The organism is Aestuariicoccus sp. MJ-SS9, from assembly GCF_032586235.1.
Lineage (GTDB): Bacteria > Pseudomonadota > Alphaproteobacteria > Rhodobacterales > Rhodobacteraceae > Aestuariicoccus.
Map to the genome: position 1 here is coordinate 59327 of NZ_JAWHTD010000012.1, position 21958 is coordinate 81284.

Below are 21958 nucleotides of genomic sequence, written 5' to 3' on the forward strand. Positions count from 1 at the left end.
GCCAAAGAGCCCAAAATGCAGGTCGACTACCCCACCCTGGCCAAAACCATCGCCGCCCTGACCGACGGCGAAACCGACACCGTCGCCTTGATGGCCACCATCGCCTGCGAGGTACACCACTCCGACGACCGCTTCGACTGGACCGGCTTCTACCGCGTCGCAGGGCCAGACCTGCTCAAGATCGGCCCCTACCAGGGCGACCACGGCTGCCTGGTGATCCCGTTTTCGCGCGGCGTCTGCGGCGCCGCCGCGCGCAGCCGCGAAATCCAGCGGGTCGCCGATGTCGACGCCTTTCCCGGCCATATCGCCTGCGCCAGCTCCACCCGCTCCGAACTGGTGCTGCCGGTGGAAAACGGCGCGGGCCGGCTGCTCGGCGTCTTCGACATCGACAGCGACCGGCCGGACGCTTTCAACGAAACCGACGCCGAGGCTCTGGCACGGATCCTGTCAGAGGCATTCCGCGCGGTGCCCTGACAACCCGGGCTGCGTGAAAAAACCGCTTTGAATTTCACGCGACTCGTGCCAGCGTGAAATTCAGACGAAATTTTTCACCACCCACCGGCCCGACCATGCAGCACAGCCTTCCCGCGCCCTCCCGCAACCTCGGGGCCGACCTGCGCGCCCTGCGCAAGACGCGCGGGCTGACACTGGCGGCGATGGCGGACACTCTGGGCCGGTCGGTCGGCTGGCTGAGCCAGGTCGAACGCGACCTGTCGATCCCCTCCGTCGCCGACCTGCGCCACATCGCGGCCACTTTGGACGTACCGCTGTCGATGCTCTTCGGCCACCCGCGCACCCCGGCGGACGAGGCCGGACGCATCGTGCGCAACGGCGCCCGCCGCCCCATCGGCAACCGCATCGCCGGGCTGGTCGAGGAACTCCTCTCGCCCGACCTGACCGACGACTTCGAGATGGTGCACTCCACCTTCCAGCCGCACTCACGCATCACCGGCATCGTCACCCGCCCGACCCAGGAACTGGGCTACATGATCTCGGGCAAGCTCGACCTGGAAATCGGCGGCCGCCGCTTCACCTTGACCCCGGGCGACAGCTTCCGCATCAAAGGCGAGCCGTTCCGCTGGGCCAACCCCTATGACGACCCCGCCGAGGCGATCTGGGTCATCGCGCCGCCGGTCTACTGATGACGTTCCAGGGCTGGACCATATTCGCGCTTTTCTGGGTGGTGTTCGTCACTTCCCCGGGGCCGAACGCGGTGAACTGCATCCTCAACGGCATCAGCTACGGCTTTGCCCGGTCGCTGTGGGGCGTGGCGGCGATCCTGACACAGGCGAGCCTCTTCCTGGCGCTCTCGGCCATCGGCGTGACAGCGCTGCTGACCACCTCGCCCACAGGTTTCCTGATCGCCAAGATCGTGGGCGCGGGGTTCCTGCTTTGGATGGGCATCCGCAACTGGATCCGCGCGAAGACGCCCATCAGGGCGGATGAGCAGCCCTCGGCGAATATTTACACCAGCGCCTTCGCCATCGCCACGATCAACCCGAAATCCGTCGCGGGCTACCTCGCCGCCTTTTCGCAATTCGTCCAGACCGACGTGCCCATCGCCGCGCAGATGTGGGTGATCGTCCCCACCGCCCTGACCATAACCGCCGCCAGCTACGCCACGTACACGGCCCTCGGCGCCGGGCTCGGCCGGGCAGCGCTCGGCGCGGTGGCCAACCGTATCGTGCGGCGCGTTCTTGCGGCCTGCTTCATCCTTTACGGTCTTGCGCTCGGCGCGACCGCCCTGCCCGACTGGAGCCCTGAATGAACGGAAGCTGCGCCTGCGGAACCATCCGCTTCACCGTCACCGGCCAACCGCGTAAGGCCTCGGCCTGCCATTGCACCCAATGCCGCAAGATGAGCGGCTACGCCTGGTCCTCGGCGCAGGTCCCGACCTCCGCCCTGTCGATCACCGGCCCGGTGGCATGGTTCGCCTCCTCCGACAGCGCCAGGCGCGGCCTCTGCCCCACCTGCGGCGCGTTCCTGTTCTGGAAGGCCCATGACGAGGACCTGATCAGTTTTGCCCTCGGCGCCATCGACGGGCCCACCGGGCTGACGCTGGAAAAACATATCTTCACGGCGGACAAGGGTGATTACTACACCATCGCCGACGGGCTGGAGCAGAAACCATGAGCTGGCTCACCCTCGTCGATCCCGCCACGCTGGCGGTTTTCATGGCGGCGGGCATCGCGCTCAACCTGACGCCCGGCGCGGATGTGATGTTCGCCACCGCCTGCGGCGCGGCGCAGGGCTGGCAAAGCGGCGTTGCCGCCGCCGCGGGCATCAGCGCCGGATCCATCGTGCATGTCGCGCTGACCGCCGCCGGTCTGGCCGCGCTGCTTCAGACCTATCCCGCCGCGCTGGAGGCGATCCGCTGGGCCGGCGCGGCCTACCTGGCGTGGCTCGCATGGCGCAGCTGGCAAACCGCCGGGCCAGCCTGCGCGAGCCCCGCCGCAACCCTGCGCGCCGCCGCCCGGCGCGGGCTGCTGACCAACGTGCTGAACCCCAAGGTCGCGCTTTTCGTGCTGGCCTTCCTGCCGCAATTCACCGATCCCTCGCGCGGGCCGGTCTGGGCGCAGATCGTCCTCTTGGGGCTGGTCTTCACCTCTACCGGCTTTGTCATCACCGCCGCCTACGGCGCCACGGCAGGCGCGCTGGCCACACCGCTGCGCCGGCACGCCAGAGCCCTCAACCGCATCACTGCCACGGTCTATGCCGCGCTCGCCGCGCGCCTTGTCCTGACCCCATAAGGAGCCATGCCATGTCCGATTTTCCCACCACCGCACGCGTCGTCATCATAGGCGGCGGGGCCGTCGGCGCCTCGGCGCTCTACCACCTGGCCAAGGCGGGCTGGACCGACAGCGTCCTGCTGGAAAAGAACGAGCTCACCGCCGGCTCCACCTGGCACGCCGCCGGAAACTGCCCGTCCTTCAGCACCTCCTGGGCGATCATGAACATGCAGCGCTATTCGCTGAGCCTCTATGCCCGCCTCGCGGACGAGGTGGATTACCCGATGAACTACCACGTCACCGGGTCGATCCGGCTGGGCCACAGCCGCGAACGCGTGATGGAATTCGAACGCGCGCGGTCGATGGGCCGCTATCAGGGCATGGATCTCGAGATGATGCAGGTGAGCGACATCAAGGACCGCTATCCCTTCGTCGAAACCCACGATCTGGCCGGCGCGCTCTGGGATCCGGACGATGGCGATATCGACCCCGCGCAGCTGACCCAGGCGCTGGCCAAGGGCGCGCGCCAGATGGGCGCGCGGATCGAGCGCTTCTGCCCGGCCACCGGCGTCAGCCGCCGCGGCGACGAATGGATCGTGCACACCGAAAAAGGCGACATCGCCTGCGAAAAGGTCGTGAACGCCGCGGGCTACTACGCCCAGCGCGTCGGCGAATGGTTCAAGCCCTACGGCGGCCGGACCGTGCCCATGGCGGTGATGTCGCACCAGTTCTTCCTGACCGAGGAAATCCCCGAGCTCGCCGCCTGGACCCGCGACAACGGCCGCAAAGTGCCGCTCTTGCGCGACGTCGACAGCTCGTACTACCTTCGCCAGGACAAGAACGGCCTGAACCTCGGCCCCTACGAGCGCAACTGCAAGGCCCACTGGATCACCCCCGACGACCCCATGCCCGAGGATTTCAGCTTTCAGCTTTATCCCGACGATCTGGAGCGGTTGGAATGGTATATCGAGGACGCCATGGCCCGGGTGCCGCTCCTCGGCACCGCCGGGGTGGGCCGGGTGATCAACGGCCCCATCCCCTATGCACCTGACGGCCTGCCCCTGCTGGGCCCCATGCCCGGCGTGCCCAATGCCTATGAGGCCTGCGTCTTTACCTTCGGCATCACCCAGGCGGGCGGCGCGGGCAAGGTGCTGGCCGAATGGGTGACCGAGGGCCAGACCGAATGGGACATGTGGGCCACCGACCCGCGCCGCTATACACATTACACCGACCGCGATTATTGCATCGCCAAGGCCATCGAGGTCTACGGCCACGAATACGGTATGCATTTCCCGCATCACGCATGGCCCGCCGGGCGCGACCGCAAACTGTCGCCGGTGCACGACAAGATCGTCTCACTCGGCGGCCAGATGGGAGCCTACAACGGCTGGGAACGCGCCAACTGGTTCGCCAAACCGGGCGACGACACCTCCGAGGAGGCGACCCAGACCTGGGAGCGCGCCGGCCCCTGGCAGGCCCGCATCCGCGAGGAATGCGAAGCGGTGCGCGACCATTGCGGCATGCTCGACCTGCCGGGCTTTTCGCGTTTCAAGGTTTACGGCCCCGGCGCGGACGACTGGCTGCGCGGGCAGATCACCGGCGCGCTGCCAAAGGTCGGGCGCTGCGGGCTGATCTACTTCGCCGACGACCGCGGCCGCATCCTGACCGAGATGACGGTCGCCCGCGAAGAAGAGGACAGATTCATCCTTGTCACCGCCGCCGCCGCCCAGTGGCACGACGGCGAGATGCTGAAATCCCGCCTGCCCGCCGATGGCAGCCTCTCGTTCGAGGACTGGACCGACCGCATGTCCACCCTCATCGTCACCGGGCCAAAGTCCCGTGACGTGCTCTCCGGCCTGACGCCGGGCGATTTGTCCCTGCCCTGGCTCAGCCTGCAGGACACCACCGTCGCGGGCCGCTGGGCCGCCCTGGTCCGGCTCTCCTTCGCGGGCGAACTGGGCTGGGAAATCCACGCCGAAACCGCCGACATGCCCGCGATCTACGACGCTGTGCTGGCGGCGGGCGCCAAGCCCTTCGGCATGTATGCGCTGAACAGCCTGCGCATCGAAAAGGGCTACCGCGCGTGGAAGGGCGATCTTTCCACCGATTACACCCTCTTCGAAGGCGGCCTCGACCGTTTCGTCAAGCTCGACAAACCGCAGGATTTCCCCGGCAAGGCCGCCCTGCTGGCCGAAAAGCAGCGCGGCAGCGCCAAACGCTTCGCCACGCTGATCGTCGACGCCGCCGAATGCGACGCGCCCTACATGTCGACCGTCTGGCATAACGGGCAGGTGGTGGGCGAAACCACCTCGGGGGCCTGGGGCTACCGCGTCGACGCCTCGGTCGCGCTGGCGATGCTGCGCGCCGACCTGGCAGTCCCCGGCACCGAACTCGAGGTCGAGATCTACGGCGACCGCCGCGCCGCCACCGTCCAGCCCGACACCCCGCTCTGGGATCCGCAAAACGAAAGGCTGCGCGCATGACCCTCCTACCTCACAGAAGCGGGCCGGGAGGCCCCGGCGCAAGGGCCGGGGCTGCGTCGGCGCGATGCACACACCGAAAGGCCATGCGATGACCGACATCACCCTCCTCGACGGCGGCATGGGCCAGGAGCTGACCAAACGCGTCGACACCCCTCCGACCCCGCTTTGGGCGACCCAGGTAATGATCGACCGCCCCGGTCTGGTGCAGCAGATCCACGCCGAATATTTTGCCGCCGGGGCCACCGTGGCCACCACCAACACCTACGCCATCCACCGCGACCGGCTGGTCAAGGCCGGGCTCGAGGACCGCTTCAAGGCGCTGCACGCCGCGGCCCTGACCGAGGCGAAAGCCGCCCGCGACGCCCATGGCGCGGGCCGCATCGCCGGCGCCATCGGCCCTTTGGTGGGCAGCTACCGTCCCGACGCCCACCCGGCCCCCGACATCGCGACACCGCTTTACGCCGAGGTGGCGACCCTGCTCGCCCCGGCCTGCGACATCTTGATCTTCGAAACCGTCGCCTCCTGCGATCAGGCCCGCGCGGTGCTGGACGCGGCGTTCCGGCCGGAAAGACCCGTCTGGCTCGCCTTGACCGTCGATGACGAGGACGGCACGCGCCTGCGCTCGGGCGAGCCGCTGGCAGAGGTGCTGCCCATCGCCCAAGACCGCGCCTCCGCCCTTCTGGTCAATTGCTCGGCGCCCGAGGCGATCCCGCCCGCGCTCGACATTCTCGCGCGCGCGGGCCTGCCCTTCGGCGCCTACGCAAACGCCTTCACCCGCATCACCAAGGACTTCCTCAAGGACAACTCCACCGTCGCCGCCCTGACCGCCCGCCGCGATCTCGGCCCTGACGCCTATGCCGATCACGCCATGACCTGGGTCGCCCAAGGCGCCACGATCGTCGGCGGCTGCTGCGAAACCGGCCCCGCCCATATCGCCGAAATCGCCCGCCGCCTGACGGACGCAGGACACCGGATCGTATGACCCTGCCCCTCCTTCATCTGGTCATAAATATCCCGGGGAGCGCGAGGGGCTGGCCCCTCGCCCCGGTCGGACGCGTCAGCGTCCGAAACCCGATGTCTCACAAACCCACGAGGCCCTCATGACCCTGCCCACCCATGCCCGCGCCGTCATCATCGGCGGCGGCGTCATCGGCTGCTCCGTCGCCTACCACCTGACCAAGCTCGGCTGGACCGATATCGTCCTGCTCGAACGCAAGCGCCTCACCTCCGGCACCACCTGGCACGCCGCCGGGCTGATCGCGCAGCTGCGCGCCACCGCAAACATGACCCGGCTGGCCAAGTACAGCCAGGAGCTTTACGGCGCGCTCGAGGCCGAAACAGGCGTCGCCACCGGCTTCCGCCGCACCGGTTCGATAACCGTCGCGCTCACGGCCGAACGGCACGAGGAACTGCGCCGCTCGGCGGCCATGGCCCGCGCCTTCGGTGTCGAAATCGACGAGATCGGCGTGGCCGAGGTTGCCGCGAAATATCCTCATCTCAACACCGACGGCGTGGTGGGCGGCGTCTACCTGCCCCGCGACGGCCAGGGCGATCCGGCCAATATCGCCCTGGCGCTGGCCAAGGGCGCGCGCAACCGCGGCGCCACCATCGCCGAAAACACCAAGGCCACCGGCGTCGGCCGCGACGGAGACCGCATCACCGCCGTGCATTGGCAGGCGGGCCAGGACCAGGGCCGCATCCAATGCGAGCAGGTGATCAACTGTGCGGGCATGTGGGGCCGCGAGGTCGGCGCGATGCTGGGCGTGAACGTGCCCCTGCAGGCCTGCGAGCATTTCTACATCGTCTCCGAGCCCATCGCCGGGCTGGGCCAACTGCCGGTGCTGCGGGTGCCCGACGAATGCGCCTATTACAAAGAGGACGCCGGCAAGCTGATGCTGGGCGCTTTCGAGCCCCGGGCCAAGCCCTGGGCCACGGGCGGCCTGCCCGAGGATTTCGAATTCGACCAGCTGCCTGAGGATTTCGACCATTTCGAACCCATCCTCGAGGCCGCCGTCACCCGGATGCCCGTGCTGGGCGAGGCCGGCATTCACACGTTTTTCAACGGCCCCGAAAGCTTCACCCCCGATAATGCCTACCACCTGGGCCAGGCCCCTGACATGGCCAATGTCTGGGTCGCGGCGGGGTTCAACTCCATCGGCATCCAGTCGGCCGGCGGCGCGGGCATGGCTTTGGCGCAGTGGATGGTGGCCGAAGAGAAACCCTTCGACCTGGGCGACGTGGACATCGCCCGCGCCCAGCCGTTCCAGCGCAACCGCCGCTATCTGGCCGAGCGGGTCAGCGAAACGCTGGGGCTGCTTTACGCCGATCACTTCCCCTACCGGCAAAAGGCCACCGCCCGGGGCGTGCGCCGCTCGCCCTTCCACGACCGTCTTGCCGCGCGGGGCGCGGTCTTCGGCGAGCTGGCGGGCTGGGAGCGCGCCAACTGGTTTGCCGAAGACGGCCAGGAACGCGAGTATCGCTACAGTTGGTCGCGGCAGAACTGGTTCGACAATACCGCCCGCGAACATCACGCGATCCGCAACGGCGTGGTGATGTACGACATGTCGTCCTTCGGCAAGATCCGCGTCGAGGGCCCCGACGCCTGCGCCTTTCTCAACCGCGTCTGCGGGGCGCAGATGCACGTGGCGGCGGGCCGGATCGTCTATACCCAGTTCCTGAACTCCGCCGCCGGGATCGAGGCGGATGTAACCGTGACGCGGCTGAGCGAGACCGCCTATCTGGTGGTCACCCCGGCCGCCACGCGGCAAGCCGACGAAACCTGGCTGCGCCGCGCGCTGCGCGACGACCGTGTCGTGATCACCGACGTCACCGCCGCCGAGGGCGTTCTGGCCGTCATGGGCCCCCGCGCCCGCGATCTGATGCAGGCGGTGTCGCCGGACGATTTTTCCAACGCCGCCAACCCTTTCGGCACCGCGCAAGAGATCGAGATCGGCCTCGGCATCGCGCGGGCGCACCGTATGTCCTATGTCGGTGAGCTGGGCTGGGAGATCTATGTTGGCGCAGACATGGCCGCCCATGCTTTCGACACTTTGTGGGAGGCGGGTCAGGACGTGGGGCTGAAGCTCTGCGGGATGCACATGATGGACAGCTGCCGGATCGAGAAAGCCTTCCGCCATTTCGGCCACGACATCACCTGCGAGGACCATGTGCTGGAAGCCGGGCTCGGCTTTGCGGTCAAGACCGACAAAGCCCGGTTCACCGGGCGCGAGGCGGTGCTGCGCAAACGCGAGACGGGGCTGGAGAAACGGCTGGTGCAATTCCTGCTCAGCGATCCCGAGCCCTTGCTCTATCACAACGAGCCAATCCTGCGCGACGGGCAGATCGTCGGCTATCTGAGTTCTGGGGCCTATGGCCATCACCTCGGGGCTGCGGTGGGCATGGGCTATGTGCCGTGTGCGGGCGAAAGCGCCGCGCAGGTGCTCGCCTCGGGTTATGAAATCGACGTGGCGGGGGTGCGGGTGAAAGCCACGGCATCGCTGCGGCCGCTCTATGATCCGAACTCGGAGCGGCCAAAAAGCTAGCGAGGACGCCCGCAAGGGCGGAGGAGCAGCTCCTCGGTCCCTTGCGGGCCCTCGTCGCTTTTGTCAGGAAGGCGCATGACCGATTACGCGCCGCCGCAAGGCGACATTCCCATTCTGCATGTCGATCACGAGATCCTCGTGGTCGACAAACCGGCTGGACTGCTGTCCGTCCCCGGAAAGGGGCCCGAGCTGGCCGATTGCCTGATCGCCCGGCTGCAAACCGCCTTTCCCACCGTTCTTCTGGTGCACCGGCTGGATCGCGACACCTCGGGCGTCATGGTCTTTGCCCTCACACCGCATGCGCAGCGCCACCTTGGGTTGCAATTCGAAAAACGGCAGGTCAAAAAGACCTATCTCGCGCGCTTGGCCGGGCGGTTGGAGCCGCGCACCGGCACGGTTGATCTGCCGCTCATCGTCGACTGGCCCAACAGACCCTTGCAGAAGGTTTGCCACGAGACCGGTAAACCGGCGCAGACCGGCTGGCGTGTCCAGAGAGCCTCGGACACCGAAAGCCGCGTGCAGCTGATGCCGCGGACGGGGCGCAGCCACCAGCTGCGTGTGCATATGCTGGCGCTGGGGCATCCTATCCTGGGCGATCCGCTTTATGCGCCGGACACGGCGGCCGCGTATCCGCGCATGATGCTGCATGCACAGGAATTGCGGCTGCGGCATCCCGATGGCGGCGAGGGTGTTCGATTTCGCGCGCCCGCGCCGTTCTGATGCCTGCGCGGCGGGGCTGGCGCGGAGGGGGCGCTGCCCCCGCTGCTGCGCAGCCCCCCGGGATATTTGGGGATCAGTGAATAGGGCGGATCAGTCGGTGGCCCAGCCCGAGACCGCCTTGACCTCGAGGAAATCCGTCAGGCCCCAGGTGCCGCCTTCGCGCCCGTTGCCGGACATTTTCATGCCGCCGAAGGGCGAGCCCGCGGCGCGGCCTTGCCCGTTCATCTCGACCATGCCCGAGCGCAGCTGGCGCGCCAGCCGGTTGCGGCGCGCGCCGTCCTGGCTCTGGACATAGTTGGTCAGGCCGTAGGGCGTGTCGTTGGCGATGGCCAATGCCTCTTCCTCGGTGTCGAATTTCATGATCGACAGGACGGGTCCGAAGATCTCTTCGCGCGCGATGGTCATGTCGTTGGTCACATCCGCGAAGACCGTGGGGCGCACGTAGAAGCCCTTGTTGAAGCCTTCGGGCCGGCCGGGGCCGCCCGCCACAAGGCGCGCGCCCTCGTCGATGCCTTTCTGGATCAGGTCCTGGATCTTGCCCCATTGCACCGCGTTGACCACCGGGCCGATGTGGCGGCCCTCTTCGGAGGCGGGGCCTACGGTGACCTTGCCGGCGACCTCTGCCGCCGTCTCGACCGCCTTGTCGTAGACCGAGGCCTCGACCAGCATCCGGCTGGGCGCGTTGCAGCTTTGGCCAGTGTTGTTCATCATGTGCAGCACGCCGCGTTTCACGGCCTTGTCGTCGGCATCGGCGAAGATCAGGTTCGCGCCCTTGCCGCCCAATTCCAGGTGCACGCGTTTCAGCGTGTCCGCGGCGGCCTTCGAGATCAGCCGGCCCGCGCGGGTCGAGCCGGTAAAGCTGACCATGTCCACATCCGGATGCGCCGAAAGCTGCGAACCCACGCCCGCGCCGTCGCCGTTCACCAGGTTGAAGACGCCCTCGGGGAAGCCCGCCTCGTGCATCATCTCGGCAAAGACGATCGCGTCGAGCGGGCTTTCCTCGGAGGGTTTCAGCACCATCGTGCAGCCCGCGATGGCGGCGGCGCCGACCTTGAGCGTGATCTGGTTCATCGGCCAGTTCCACGGCGTGATAAGCGCCGCGACGCCCACCGCCTCGTGGATGATCCGGTCGTTGGGGGCGTGATCGCCCAGCGGGGCCTCGAAATCGAAGCCCTTGGCGGCGCGGACGAAATTCTTCAGATGCCAGGTGCCCGCGCCGACCTGCTGGCTGCGGGCCATGTCGATGGGCGCGCCCATCTCGAGGCTCATGGCCTGTGCCAGATCCTCGCCGCGGGTCTTGTAGACCTCGATCAGCCGTTCGACCGCCGCGATGCGCTCGGCGACCGGGGTCGCCATCCAGCCCGGCAGCGCGGCCTTCGCCGCGGCGACGGCGGCATCCGTATCGGCCTGCCCGCCCAGCGAGATGACCGCGCAGGGCTCTTCTGTCGAGGGGTCGATGACCGGGTGGTCGCAGCCCTCCTGGGGGTCTACCCAGGAGCCGTTAATAAAAAACTGACGTTTCTCGATCATCGTATCCTCTGACACTTTGTTCTGATTGTTCCGGCGCGGCTGGACGTTCGTCTTTTTCGTCCGGCCAAGGGGTTCGCGGCACTCTGTCACTCCATAGATCGCGTGGCAAGGGCAGCGCGCGGCGCTGCATCGACAACGCCTTTTTGGCAGGAGGGAACCCGCATGGCATTGCGTATCAACGACGAAATTCCGAACCTCACCGTCACCACCGATCAGGGCATGATCGATCTGCACGACTGGATCGGCGACAGCTGGGCGATCCTGTTTTCGCATCCAAAGGATTTCACCCCGGTCTGCACCACCGAATTCGGCGCCGTCGCGCAGTTGAGCGACGAATGGGAGAAACGCGGCACCAAGGTGATGGGCCTTTCGGTCGACCGGGTCGAGACCCACAGGGAATGGAAGACCGATATCGAAAAGACCGCCCATGCGAGCGCCGACTTTCCGATCATCGCCGACGAGGATCTGACCGTCGCCAAGGCCTTTGACATGCTGCCCGCGGAATACGTGCTGCCCGACGGGCGCACGCCCGCCGACAGCGCCACCGTGCGCGTGGTCTTCATCATCGGGCCGGACAAAAAGCTGAAGCTGTCGATGACCTATCCAATGACCATTGGCCGCAACTTTGCCGAGGTGCTGCGCGCGCTCGATGCGCTGCAGCTTTCGGCGCACGAGAATGTGGCGACCCCGGCCAACTGGCTGGCCGGACAGGATGTGATCGTCCCGTTGGCCGTGTCGGACGAAGAGGCGATCGCCAAATACGGCGAGATCGAAACCGTCCTGCCCTATCTGCGCACGGCTAGGCTCCCGACCTGAGCCACCGGCAGGCCCCGGCAGGCGAGGCCGCCCTTGCCAAACCGCCCGGTTCCGCGCTTGGATAGCGCGGACCGTGGCGGAGGGGCGCATGAGTAAGGAAATTTCCGACCAGATCGTCGCTATCACCGCAGGGGCGGGGGGCATCGGGCTGACCATCGCGCGACATCTGGCAGCGCGGGGCGCGGCGCTGGCGCTCTGCGACACCGACGCCGGGGCGTTGGCGCGCGTGGCGGCCGAGCTGCCGGGGGCGCTGACGATGCAGGCCGACGTTTCGGACGATGCGGCGGTGGCCGCGTTCTTTGCCCGCATAGCCGACACCCACGGCCGCCTCGACGCGCTGATCGCCAATGCCGGGATCGCCGGGCCGACCGGCGGGGTCGATGCGATTTCGCCCGCCGAATTCCGCCGTTGCGTGGATGTTGGGCTGAGCGGGCAGTTCGCCTCGGCCCATCACGCCGTGCCGCTGCTCCGCAAGGCGGGGGGCGGGGCGATCCTCTGCATGTCCTCGGTGGCTGGGAAATACGGCTATGCCTTCCGCACGCCCTATGCCGCGACCAAGTTCGGTGTCATCGGGCTGGCGCAGTCGCTAGCGAAAGAGCTGGGCCCCGACGACATCCGCGTGAACGCGCTGCTGCCGGGGTTCGTGGACGGGCCGCGGATGCGGGGCGTCATCGCCGACCGGGCCGCGGAACAGGACCTGTCGGTCGAGGACATGACGGCGCAGTACCTGTCCAAGGTGTCGCTCCGCCGCATGGTGACCGAGGACGACGTCGCCGAAATGGCCGCTTTCCTGCTGTCGCCCGCCGCGCGGAACATCTCTGGCCAGAGCATTGCCGTGGACGGCAATGTCGAAACCCTCTGAAAGGGCCTTTCCCATGACCGACCCCGTGATCATCACCTGCGCCGTGACCGGTGCGATCCATACGCCGTCGATGTCGCCGCACCTGCCGGTCACGCCCGACGAGATCGCGCAATCGGCGATCGCGGCGGCCGAGGCGGGCGCGGCGATCCTGCACCTGCACGCGCGCGATCCCGAAACCGGCCGGCCCGACCAGACGCCAGAGGCCTTCGCGCCGTTCCTGCCGCGGATCAAGCAGGCGACCGGCGCCGTGGTGAACCTGACGACCGGCGGCTCGCCCTACATGAACGTCGAGGAACGCGCGCGCCCGGCCACCGATTACGCGCCCGAGGTGGCCTCGCTCAACATGGGATCGATGAATTTCGGGCTTTACGGGATGCTCGACCGCTACAAGACGTTCCAGCACGACTGGGAGCGGGACTTCCTCGAAGGCTCGCGCGATCTCGTTTTCCGCAATTCGTTCAAGGATATAGAATACGTGCTGGCCGCCTGTCAGGCCAACGGCACCCGGTTCGAGTTCGAATGCTACGACACCTCGCATCTCTACAACCTGCACCATTTCGTCCAGCGCGGGCTGGTGAAGCCGCCCTTCTTCGTGCAGTCGGTATTCGGCCTGCTGGGCGGGATCGGGTCGCACCCCGAGGACGTGATGCACATGAAGCGCACCGCCGACCGTCTGTTCGGCGCGGACCTGCGCTGGTCGGTGCTGGGCGCAGGCGCGGCGCAGTTCCGGATCGCGGCGCAGTCGGTGGCGCTTGGCGGCAATCTGCGCGTGGGGCTCGAGGATTCGCTCTGGATCGGCAAGGGCAAGCTGGCCACCAGCAACGCCCAGCAGGTCGAACGCGCCCGGGCGCTGGTGGAATCGCTGGGCCGGACGGTGGCCACCCCGGATGAGGCGCGCGAGATCCTGTCGCTCAAGGGCGGCGATCAGGTGCGGTTCTGAGACAAGGCCCCGGCCCGGGCACAACACGGCCCCGGACCCGATCCGGGGCCTCGGGTCCGGAGCAGCCGCGCGACCGGGGTCAGCGGCAGCCCTGGATGTCCACGGCGGTCTTGGCGCCCAGCACGGTGATCCGCAGGCGCGACCGGTCCAATGCGAAGGCGGTCTGGGACAGGTGCATCATGTCCGCCTCGGCCACCAGCGTGCCGCCGCTGCGACGGGTCGACGGTTCGGCCACCCAGATCATCGGATCGCCCGCCTCGACCACAACCTCTTCGCGCCCGCCGGTTCCGGGCATGTCGATCTCGGCCCGCAGCCTCAGACCGTCCGGCGTAGGCGAGACGATGCATCGGACCGCGCGAACCGCAGCCTCGTCCGCCGTGAACGGCACATCCGCCATCGCCGCGGCGATCATCGGATCGGGCCGGGCGCCGCTGCCGGGCAGCGCCATGTCGAAGCGGATCGTGTGGGGCAGGCAGACGTCCTTGCAGACGCCGATCTCGACAACCCCCTTGAGCCGGATCTCCGCCGCGCCGTCCTCGGTCGCGATGCGCAGGGGCAGCAACAGTTCGTTCTTGTAGCCGACCGACCGCATCCCGCTTTGATAAAAGACGTGCGGCGTCGGGAAGATCACCGCCACGCGGTCGACATTGCGCGACCCCTGCCAGTCGAAGGCCGGAGGAATGCCGGCATCGCCGGGCGCGCGCCAATAGGTCTTCCACCCCGGCGCCAGTTTCATATGCAGCGCCGCGATATGGTCGCCGTTCGGCAACCGCCAGCCCGGGCGCAGCTGCGCCTCGATGGCCCCGTCGAATTCGGCCCGCGCGGGCAAGGCGAGCAACAGCGCGGCAAGCGCCGCCAGCAGGAAACGTATCGTCATGTCCTTCACATGGCGGCAAACGGCTGAAATGAAAAGTCACGTTCCGGCGATGTGACCCTTGCGCGCGGGCGGCGCAGCCCCCTTGCGCCGGCGCGGCCCCGGTTCCATGTTACCCTAATGGAACATGCTGACGGCATTACCCAGACCACAGACCTGACCGGCAAGATGCTGATCGCGATGCCGGGCATGGGCGACCCGCGCTTTGACCAGAGCCTGGTGTTCATGTGCGCCCACGGCTCGGACGGGGCGATGGGGCTGATCGTCAACAAACCCGCGTCGGATGTCAGCCTGTCGATGCTTCTCAAGCAGCTCGATATCGAGACGACCGGCGATCCGGGCGACCAGAAGGTGCATTACGGCGGCCCGGTGGAAACCGCGCGCGGCTTTGTGCTGCACTCGCCGGAATATGCCTCGGCGGTGACCACGCTCGAGGCGCATCCACGCATCCACATGACCGCCACGCTGGACATTCTCGAGGACATCGCCGTCGGCAAGGGGCCGGACAAGCGGCTGATGATGCTGGGCTATGCCGGATGGGGTCCGGGCCAGCTGGAAAGCGAGATCGCGCAGAACGGATGGCTGGTCTGCGACGCGAGCCCCGCGCTGGTCTTCGACGTGCCCGCCGATCAGAAATGGACCGCCGCGCTGGAATCGCTCGGGGTCGCGGCGCTGGCGCTTTCGTCCGAGGGCGGGCGCGCCTGAGGTGCCTCGAACGCTGATCGTCAGCGCCCCGCCGGGTCCGGACAGTTTCACCGCCGCCTGGGCAGAGGCCAGCGTTGCCGCCGCCGCAGGCCTAGGGCACGATGTCACCCATCTGGACCTGATGGCGGAGGGGTTCGATGCGGTCGAGAGGGCATCGCATTACGGGCTCGATGGCCCGTTCGATCCGCTGAAAGTGCAGGAAAGCCATGAACCTCCGGCGGATGTGGCCGGGCATGTGGATGCGGTGCGCGCGGCCGATCTTGTGATCCTGCATTTCCCGATCTGGTGGTTCGGCCCACCCGCGCTGATCAAGGGCTGGTGCGAGCGGGTGCTGATGCACGGGCATCTGCACGATGTCGACAACCGCTTCGACCGGGGCCTCTGCCGCGGCAAGACCGCGCTTTTCTGTGTCAGCACCGGTGCGGGCGCCGCCGAGGTCGGGCCGCGCGGCAAGGAAGGGCGTTTGGACCTGTTGCTCTGGCCCCTGGCTTATACACTGCGCTATTGCGGGTTCGACGTCGCCGCGCCCGAGGCCGCGCACGGGGTGCACGGCTATTGGACAGGCGACGAGAAGGCCGAGCTCGAACAAAGGCTCGGCGCGGTCCTGTCAGGCCAGAAAGCGCTGATCGATGGGCTGCCCGACCGGCCCCGTCTGCGGTTTCACGCCGACAGCGATTTTGACGACGACGGCCGGCTGCGCGCCGGGATCACGCCGCTCTGGCCGTTCCACGGCTGAGCGTCACGCCTTGAGCCGGTAGCCCGTCCGGAACATCCACCACGCCAGCGCCAGCACCACCAGCGTCGCACCAAAGGCGATGGCGAAGCCCATCAGCGGCGGCGCGTCCGACACGCCGATCATGCCCCAGCGCACCCCGTCGATCAGGTAGAAGACCGGGTTGACGTGGGTGATCTGGTAGAGCACCGGCGGCAGCGCCTGCACCGAGTAGAACGTGCCCGACAGGAACGCCAGCGGCGTGACGATGAAATTGGTGATCGCCGCCATCTGGTCGAACTTGTTGGCGAAGACGCCCGCGATCATGCCCAGCCCCGACAGGAACGCCGCCGCCAGGGTGACGAAAACCAGCATCCACAGCGGATGCGCCGGGACGATCCCCAGCGTCAGCCAGAAGCCTGCCGCAATGGCCAGCGCCACGAAGACCCCCCGCGCCACACCGCCCGCCAGATAGCCCAGCACCAGCTCGCCGCCCGACAAGGGCGGCATGAGCGTGTCGACGATGTTGCCCTGCACCTTGGAAATCATGATCGACGAGGACGTATTGGCGAAGGCGTTCTGGATCACCGTCATCGTCAGGATCCCCGGCGCGATGAAGGTGGTGAAATCCACCCCCATCACGTCGCCCCGGCGCGGCCCTATGGCGATGGTGAAAATCACCATGAAAAGCCCCGCCGTCACCAGCGGCGCCAGCAGCGTCTGTGTCCAGACGTTGGCGAAGCGCATGATCTCGCGCAGCGCCAGGGTTTGCAGCCCCAGCCAGTTGACCCGCCCAAAGCGGCGGTCTCCGGGGGCGTAGCTTTGCGTATCGCTCATGACGGTCCTTCCCTTTGCGGCGGCTTGTATCTCAAGGCGCAATGACTAGAATAGGGGGCAGTCGAATTTTTCCAGGCGGCCCGCAACGGGGGCCGCTTTTTCAGTAAGGAACGCCATGTCCTGGACAGATGAACGCGTCGAACTGCTCAAGAAGATGTGGGGCGAGGGCCAATCCGCCAGCCAGATCGCGAAAGAGCTGGGCGGCGTCACCCGCAACGCGGTGATCGGCAAGGTGCACCGCCTGGGCCTGTCGAACCGCTCTGGCGCGGCCCCGACGGGCACCGACCAGGCCGCCGATCCGAAAGAGAAAAGCGCGGCCAAGGCCGAACCGAAGGCCAAGCCGCAGCCCAAGACCGAACCCGCGCGCCCGGTCGAGATGGAGACGAAATCCGCCACCCCCGCGCCCACACGCAAGCAGATCATTCCCGCCGGCCAGCCGCTGCCGCCGCAGCCCTCGGCCAACGAAATCAGCCCCGAGGCGCTGGCCAAGGTCAACGAGGTCGAGAAGAAGGCCAAGAAGCTGACGCTGATGGAGCTGACCGAGCGGACCTGCAAATGGCCTGTCGGCGACCCGGCGACGCCGGATTTCTGGTTCTGCGGCCTGCCGGTGCAGCAGGGCAAACCCTATTGCGAGGCGCATGTGGGCGTGGCCTTCCAGCCGATGAGCGCCCGCCGCGACCGCCGCCGCTGAGCGCGGTGCGCCGTAAAGGCGCACCCTACGGCCGGGGTTCTTCGGTTCAATCCTTGCGCCCCACCAACCCGGCCAGCGCCGCCGCGCCGATGGCGGTGATCACCCAGCCCAGCAGCTGCATCACCCAGCCCGACCAATAGGCGGCCGTGCCCCACACGCCGCGCGCGGGCGAGGGCGACCAGGCGGCCTCTTGCCCCAAAGCATCGAGCGGGATGAAGAGGTCGAGCGCGTAGATGAGCGGGTGGAAGGTCTCGTAATCCTTGTACTCCGGCGACTCCTGCCAGACCTTCAATGGCAACGGCGCGGAGGGGTCTTCTTCATGCGCCGTGTTCGCGTCGGTCCATGTCTTCGAGGTCAGCACGATATCGCTGTCCGGGGCCATCTGGTGGTTTTCATAGGTGTGGAAATAGAGCCACCAGTTGATCAGCACGATGCCGACCACCCAAAGCAGCGCCCGCGCCGGGCGGTGACCGTAGCCGAAGACCCAGCCGAAGGGCGCGTCGACCAGCCGGTGGCGCAGGCTGGCGGTGAAGGATGGCCAGCCGGTGGCGAGGGTGCCGTCCATCGCGGCCTTGCGCCGGTCGTAGGTCGCGCGCAACACGCGCCGGTCGCGTTCCGTCAGCACCCGCGCGGCGCCCTGCGGCGCGCCGCTGTCGCGCAGGACCTTGGCCAACTGGGTGTAGGGCTGCGGGTTGAAATCGGGCCGGTAGGCCGAGGTGAGCCAGCGCGGTGTGGGGCTGGGTTCCAACTGCCATCATCTTGCTTGCCAATGACGGGCAGGATCTCGCGTTCCCGCTTGCCCGCCAGCCAATCCAGACGCTGGCTGACGCTCAACGTACCGCCCAGCCGGTCATAGCGGAACCCGTTGAGACGCAGCGGATCGGCCCCGGCCCAGCTTTCCGCATCATCCTCCAGCCGCCCCACATGCGTGTCGGTCAGGTCGAGCGCGCCGGAGAAGGCCGTGACATCCTGCCAGAAGAAACCGCCGCCAATCGTCGCCCCTTCCAAGTTGAGACCGCGTTCGAAGGTGGCTTCTGGGCATTGCAAATTCCCGTCGATCCGCGCTCGGACCAATACAACGGACCCCTTGGCCGTGAACCCCCTTCGCATGAAAAGGCTCGCGCCGATGGTGATGGCGTTTGCATTCAGCGCGGGATGGCCCTGACCGTCGAATGTGCCGCCCACGCAAGCGACCTGCCCGCCGACATTCGCGCCGATCAGGTCGACCGTGCCTTTGGCGGAGAACCCCTCTCGCAGGAAAAGGTCCGCGCCAATGGTGATGGCGTTTGCATTGAGCGCGACCTTACCCTTTCCGTCGAATGTGCCATCGGAACAATCAACCTGCCCGCCGATAGTCGCGCGCGTCAGGTCAACCATGCCTTTGGCCGTAAACCCCTTGGACAGTGAAAGGCTCGCGCCGATGGTGATGGCGTTCGCATTCAGTGCGGGATGGCCCTGACCGTCGAATGTGCCATCGACGCACGCCAGAGATTGTCCGATCCTTGCACCTTTTAGATCGATCGGACCATCTGATTTGAATTTCCGGTTCAACAGAACGCTGCGCGTGACGCGCAGGCGGTGGGCGTCGAGGCCGGGCAGGTGGCAGCCGGGCAGGAGGACTGCGCCGAGGCGGGCGTCCATGAGCATGGGTTGGGTGTCGAAGCGGCAGTTGGACAGGTAGAGGTCCAGCGGGCTTTCGCAGCCTTCGAGATCGAGCTCGCCTGTGACGAAGGCCCCTTGCACGCTGGTGCCCTTGTCCGGCACGCGGCAGGTTTCGCATCCGCCCAGGGTGATGTGGCGAATGAGGTCGGCGCGGATTTCGACGGTGTCGGTCGCGGCGTCGGGGCGGGTTTCGGAGAGGATGACATAACCCGTATGCGCCTTGTCCAACAGGGTGCGCTCGGCCTCGGTCCAGGGGCGCTCGGCCTCCATTTCGGCCAGTGTCTTGCGGTGAAACGCGATACTCATGACGACTCCTTCAACCGATACGGTAGTGGGCGCGGCGCGGGTTGGGAAGGGGATTGGGGCTTTCGCGGGCGGGGGCACGGCGCTATAGCGGGCGCATGACGCAGAACCCGCCCGATCTTCGCCCCGACCTTGCCCGCGCGCGCGTGACCGACACGGCGCGCGACGGGCAGCCGACCATCGGCATGGTCAGCCTCGGCTGTCCCAAGGCGCTGGTGGACAGCGAGCGGATCCTGACGCGGCTGCGCGCCGAGGGTTATGGCATCAGCCCCGATTACAGCGGCGCGGACGCGGTGATCGTGAACACCTGCGGGTTTCTCGATTCCGCCAAGGCCGAAAGCCTTGACGCCATCGGCGAGGCGCTGAACGAAAACGGGCGGGTGATCGTGACGGGGTGCCTGGGGGCCGAGCCCGAATATATCACCGGCGCGCATCCCAAGGTGCTGGCCGTCACCGGCCCGCATCAATACGAACAGGTGCTGGATGCGGTGCATGCCGCGGTGCCGCCCGCCCCCGATCCCTTCGTCGATCTGCTGCCCGCCAGCGGCGTCCGGCTGACGCCCCGGCATTTCAGCTATCTGAAGATCTCGGAAGGCTGCAATCACAAGTGCAAGTTCTGCATCATCCCCGACATGCGCGGACGGCTTGCGTCGCGCCCGCACCGGGCGGTCATGCGCGAGGCGGAAAAGCTGGTCGAGGCCGGGGTGCGCGAGCTGCTGGTGATCAGCCAGGACACCAGCGCCTATGGCACCGACTGGAAGGACCGGGACGACAAGTTCCCGATCACCGCGCTGGCCCGCGATCTGGGCAGCCTCGGGGCCTGGGTGCGGATGCATTACGTCTACCCCTACCCGCATGTGCGCGAGATGATCCCGCTGATGGCCGAGGGCGGGGTGCTGCCCTATCTGGACATTCCGTTCCAGCATGCCCATCCCGACACGCTGCGCCGCATGGCGCGGCCCGCGGCGGCGGAGCGCACGCTGGACGAGATCGCCGCCTGGCGCGCGGAATGCCCCGACATCACCCTGCGCTCGACCTTCATCGTCGGCTATCCCGGCGAGACCGAGGCGGAGTTCCAGCATCTGCTCGACTGGATGGACGAGGCGCAGCTGGATCGGGTCGGCTGTTTTCAGTACGAGAACGTCGCAGGCGCGCGGTCGAACGGCCTGCCCGATCACGTTGCGGATGAGGTCAAGCAGGACCGGTGGGAGCGGTTCATGGCCAAGGCACAAGAGATCTCCGAGGCCAAGCTGGCCGCCAAGGTCGGCACCCGGCAAGAGGTGATCGTCGATCTGGTCGAGGACGACGCCGCCACCTGCCGCACCAAGGCCGACGCACCCGAGATCGACGGCAATCTCTTTATCGACGAGGGCCACGAGGCGCTGAGCCCTGGCGATATCGTCACGGTCGAGGTCGACGAGGCGGGCGAGTACGACCTCTGGGGCCGGCTGGTCTGAGAGGATGGGGGCGTTCGGCTCGCAGCGCGGCGCCCGCCGATCCCTGACATGACCCACAGGGCATGACGCGGGGTCTGCATCTCCATGTCGGGCTGCCGAAATGCGGTTCGACCGCGATCCAGCGGGTGCTGGCGGAGCGGCGCAGGGCGCTGCGGGACCGCGGGGTCGATTATCCGCGCCTCATCGACCGCCCCATCGGCAATCTGACGCCCTATGTCCTGGCGCAGCGCCCCGCCGAGACGCAAAGCCTCTTTCGCATGAACAACCCGCGCGTCGACCTTGCGGCCACAGGCGACGCCTTGCGCGCCGCGCTGGACGGGTCCGGTGCGCCACAGATGATCCTCTCGTCCGAGGCCCTGTCGCATCCGCTTTATCCGGTACGCCTCGACTGGATGTTCGCGCGGTTCGACGAGGTGCAGGTGCACCTCTTCCTGCGTCCCCGTCCCGATTGGGTTCTGTCGCATTTCAGCCAGCGCATCCGCACCGGCGGGTTTCAGGGCGATCTGGACGCGTTGGTCAACGCCGAAGATACCAGCGACGGGCTGCGGCGGATGCTGCGTTACTCGGACCATGTGGCATTCTGGGAGCGCTGCGCAGGCCCCGGCACCGTGCGGCTGCATTTCCTGGGCGAGCGGTTCGGCCCGCCCGCCCGGCAATTTCTGGACGCCATCGGCTGTGCGGATCTGGCCGGAGAGACCGGGCAGCTTCGCGCCAACGAAGGCCTGACCGCGTTCGAGCTTTGCGTGCTGTCGCATCTGCCCCGCCGCGATCAGCGCGGCTTTCTTGCCAAAAGCCACAAGGTGCGCGCCATCGCCGCCCGGTTCGATCCCGCACCCGGCGCAGCCCTTTTGACTGACGCCCTGCGGCAACGGATCGAGGACATGACCGGGGACGACACCGCCCGCCTCTTGGCGATGCAGGACAGGATCACCGCCGGGGATATGGCCCCCGCCACGCCCGACGCGCGCCCGCAGACCTCGTTCGGCGATCTGACGGCCAGCGCGGCCTTTGCCGATTGCGTTGCGGCGCTGAAGGCCGAAGGTCTGTGGCAACCCCCCTGACGGGCTGCGCAGCGGCTCTTGCAACGGGGCCGGG

The 21958-nt window shown here is 67.4% G+C and carries 22 protein-coding genes; 17 read left to right on the forward strand and 5 right to left on the reverse strand.

Going from position 1 to position 21958, the window contains the following annotated elements; all coding sequences use genetic code 11:
• Positions 1 to 15 precede the first annotated feature (15 nt).
• The 9 genes from RXV88_RS10665 to RXV88_RS10705 all read left to right on the forward strand — a co-directional run bounded on the left by RXV88_RS10665 (position 16) and on the right by RXV88_RS10705 (position 9474).
• Positions 16 to 474 carry a GAF domain-containing protein gene (locus RXV88_RS10665; RefSeq protein ID WP_316292678.1) on the forward strand — a complete coding sequence of 153 codons (459 nt, stop codon included), beginning with the start codon at positions 16 to 18 and terminating at the stop codon, positions 472 to 474.
• Positions 475 to 569: 95 nt separating this feature from the next.
• Positions 570 to 1142 carry a helix-turn-helix domain-containing protein gene (locus RXV88_RS10670; RefSeq protein ID WP_316292680.1) on the forward strand — a complete coding sequence of 191 codons (573 nt, stop codon included), beginning with the start codon at positions 570 to 572 and terminating at the stop codon, positions 1140 to 1142.
• Positions 1142 to 1768, forward strand: a complete 627-nt coding sequence (locus RXV88_RS10675; RefSeq protein WP_316292682.1) for a LysE family translocator — start codon at positions 1142 to 1144, stop codon at positions 1766 to 1768. Before RXV88_RS10670 ends, RXV88_RS10675 begins: the two co-directional genes overlap by 1 nt.
• Positions 1765 to 2133 carry a GFA family protein gene (locus RXV88_RS10680; RefSeq protein ID WP_316292684.1) on the forward strand — a complete coding sequence of 123 codons (369 nt, stop codon included), beginning with the start codon at positions 1765 to 1767 and terminating at the stop codon, positions 2131 to 2133. The genes RXV88_RS10675 and RXV88_RS10680 overlap by 4 nt, the downstream gene beginning before the upstream one ends.
• Complete coding sequence (locus RXV88_RS10685; protein ID WP_316292685.1) at positions 2130 to 2750, forward strand: LysE family translocator; 621 nt, start codon at positions 2130 to 2132, stop codon at positions 2748 to 2750. The genes RXV88_RS10680 and RXV88_RS10685 overlap by 4 nt, the downstream gene beginning before the upstream one ends.
• An 11-nt stretch (positions 2751 to 2761) precedes the next feature.
• Positions 2762 to 5212, forward strand: a complete 2451-nt coding sequence (locus RXV88_RS10690; RefSeq protein ID WP_316292686.1) for an FAD-dependent oxidoreductase — start codon at positions 2762 to 2764, stop codon at positions 5210 to 5212.
• A gap of 88 nt (positions 5213 to 5300) precedes the next feature.
• Positions 5301 to 6194, forward strand: coding sequence for a homocysteine S-methyltransferase family protein (locus RXV88_RS10695; RefSeq protein ID WP_316292687.1), 894 nt, complete (start codon positions 5301 to 5303; stop codon positions 6192 to 6194).
• Between the two features lie 118 nt (positions 6195 to 6312).
• Positions 6313 to 8754, forward strand: coding sequence for an FAD-dependent oxidoreductase (locus tag RXV88_RS10700; RefSeq protein ID WP_316292688.1), 2442 nt, complete (start codon positions 6313 to 6315; stop codon positions 8752 to 8754).
• Positions 8755 to 8829: 75 nt separating this feature from the next.
• Positions 8830 to 9474: an RluA family pseudouridine synthase gene (locus tag RXV88_RS10705; protein WP_316292690.1), complete on the forward strand. Its 645-nt coding sequence runs from the start codon at positions 8830 to 8832 to the stop codon at positions 9472 to 9474.
• A 90-nt stretch (positions 9475 to 9564) separates the two neighbouring features.
• On the opposite strand, the gene RXV88_RS10710 is transcribed toward RXV88_RS10705, so the two are convergent.
• A complete protein-coding gene (locus RXV88_RS10710) occupies positions 9565 to 11004 on the reverse strand; it encodes an aldehyde dehydrogenase family protein (protein WP_316292692.1) in 1440 nt (479 codons plus the stop codon).
• Positions 11005 to 11166: 162 nt separating this feature from the next.
• Between RXV88_RS10710 and RXV88_RS10715 the strand changes: the two genes are divergently transcribed.
• From RXV88_RS10715 to RXV88_RS10725, 3 genes are all read left to right on the forward strand, one after another.
• Positions 11167 to 11820 carry a peroxiredoxin gene (locus RXV88_RS10715; protein WP_316292695.1) on the forward strand — a complete coding sequence of 218 codons (654 nt, stop codon included), beginning with the start codon at positions 11167 to 11169 and terminating at the stop codon, positions 11818 to 11820.
• An 88-nt stretch (positions 11821 to 11908) separates the two neighbouring features.
• Positions 11909 to 12682: an SDR family oxidoreductase gene (locus tag RXV88_RS10720; RefSeq protein WP_316292698.1), complete on the forward strand. Its 774-nt coding sequence runs from the start codon at positions 11909 to 11911 to the stop codon at positions 12680 to 12682.
• 13 nt (positions 12683 to 12695) lie between these two features.
• The gene (locus RXV88_RS10725) at positions 12696 to 13622 is read left to right on the forward strand and encodes a 3-keto-5-aminohexanoate cleavage protein (protein WP_316292700.1); all 927 of its coding nucleotides are present in this window, start codon (positions 12696 to 12698) and stop codon (positions 13620 to 13622) included.
• A 79-nt stretch (positions 13623 to 13701) separates the two neighbouring features.
• Here RXV88_RS10725 and RXV88_RS10730 read toward each other — a convergent pair whose 3' ends face one another.
• Positions 13702 to 14499, reverse strand: a complete 798-nt coding sequence (locus RXV88_RS10730; RefSeq protein ID WP_316292702.1) for a protein-disulfide reductase DsbD domain-containing protein — start codon at positions 14497 to 14499, stop codon at positions 13702 to 13704.
• Between the two features lie 117 nt (positions 14500 to 14616).
• Here RXV88_RS10730 and RXV88_RS10735 point away from each other — a divergent pair, with 117 nt between their 5' ends.
• Together RXV88_RS10735 and RXV88_RS10740 are read left to right on the forward strand one after the other, a co-directional pair.
• Positions 14617 to 15201 carry a YqgE/AlgH family protein gene (locus RXV88_RS10735; RefSeq protein WP_316292703.1) on the forward strand — a complete coding sequence of 195 codons (585 nt, stop codon included), beginning with the start codon at positions 14617 to 14619 and terminating at the stop codon, positions 15199 to 15201.
• Between the two features lies 1 nt (position 15202).
• A complete protein-coding gene (locus RXV88_RS10740) occupies positions 15203 to 15937 on the forward strand; it encodes an NAD(P)H-dependent oxidoreductase (RefSeq protein ID WP_316292704.1) in 735 nt (244 codons plus the stop codon).
• Between the two features lie 3 nt (positions 15938 to 15940).
• Here RXV88_RS10740 and RXV88_RS10745 read toward each other — a convergent pair whose 3' ends face one another.
• On the reverse strand, positions 15941 to 16750 hold the full coding sequence (locus RXV88_RS10745) for an ABC transporter permease (protein ID WP_316292705.1): 810 nt from the start codon (positions 16748 to 16750) through the stop codon (positions 15941 to 15943).
• A gap of 115 nt (positions 16751 to 16865) precedes the next feature.
• On the opposite strand from RXV88_RS10745, the gene RXV88_RS10750 reads away from it, so the two are divergent.
• On the forward strand, positions 16866 to 17441 hold the full coding sequence (locus RXV88_RS10750; protein ID WP_316292707.1) for a GcrA family cell cycle regulator: 576 nt from the start codon (positions 16866 to 16868) through the stop codon (positions 17439 to 17441).
• A gap of 46 nt (positions 17442 to 17487) precedes the next feature.
• Here RXV88_RS10750 and RXV88_RS10755 read toward each other — a convergent pair whose 3' ends face one another.
• Together RXV88_RS10755 and RXV88_RS10760 are read right to left on the reverse strand one after the other, a co-directional pair.
• Positions 17488 to 18114, reverse strand: coding sequence for a hypothetical protein (locus tag RXV88_RS10755; protein WP_316292709.1), 627 nt, complete (start codon positions 18112 to 18114; stop codon positions 17488 to 17490).
• Positions 18060 to 19487, reverse strand: coding sequence for a hypothetical protein (locus tag RXV88_RS10760; protein WP_316292710.1), 1428 nt, complete (start codon positions 19485 to 19487; stop codon positions 18060 to 18062). Before RXV88_RS10760 ends, RXV88_RS10755 begins: the two co-directional genes overlap by 55 nt.
• 17 nt (positions 19488 to 19504) lie before the next feature.
• On the opposite strand from RXV88_RS10760, the gene rimO reads away from it, so the two are divergent.
• Together rimO and RXV88_RS10770 are read left to right on the forward strand one after the other, a co-directional pair.
• Positions 19505 to 20863, forward strand: a complete 1359-nt coding sequence (rimO, locus tag RXV88_RS10765; protein WP_316292711.1) for a 30S ribosomal protein S12 methylthiotransferase RimO — start codon at positions 19505 to 19507, stop codon at positions 20861 to 20863.
• 62 nt (positions 20864 to 20925) lie between these two features.
• Positions 20926 to 21924, forward strand: a complete 999-nt coding sequence (locus tag RXV88_RS10770) for a hypothetical protein (protein ID WP_316292712.1) — start codon at positions 20926 to 20928, stop codon at positions 21922 to 21924.
• Positions 21925 to 21958: the final 34 nt, after the last annotated feature.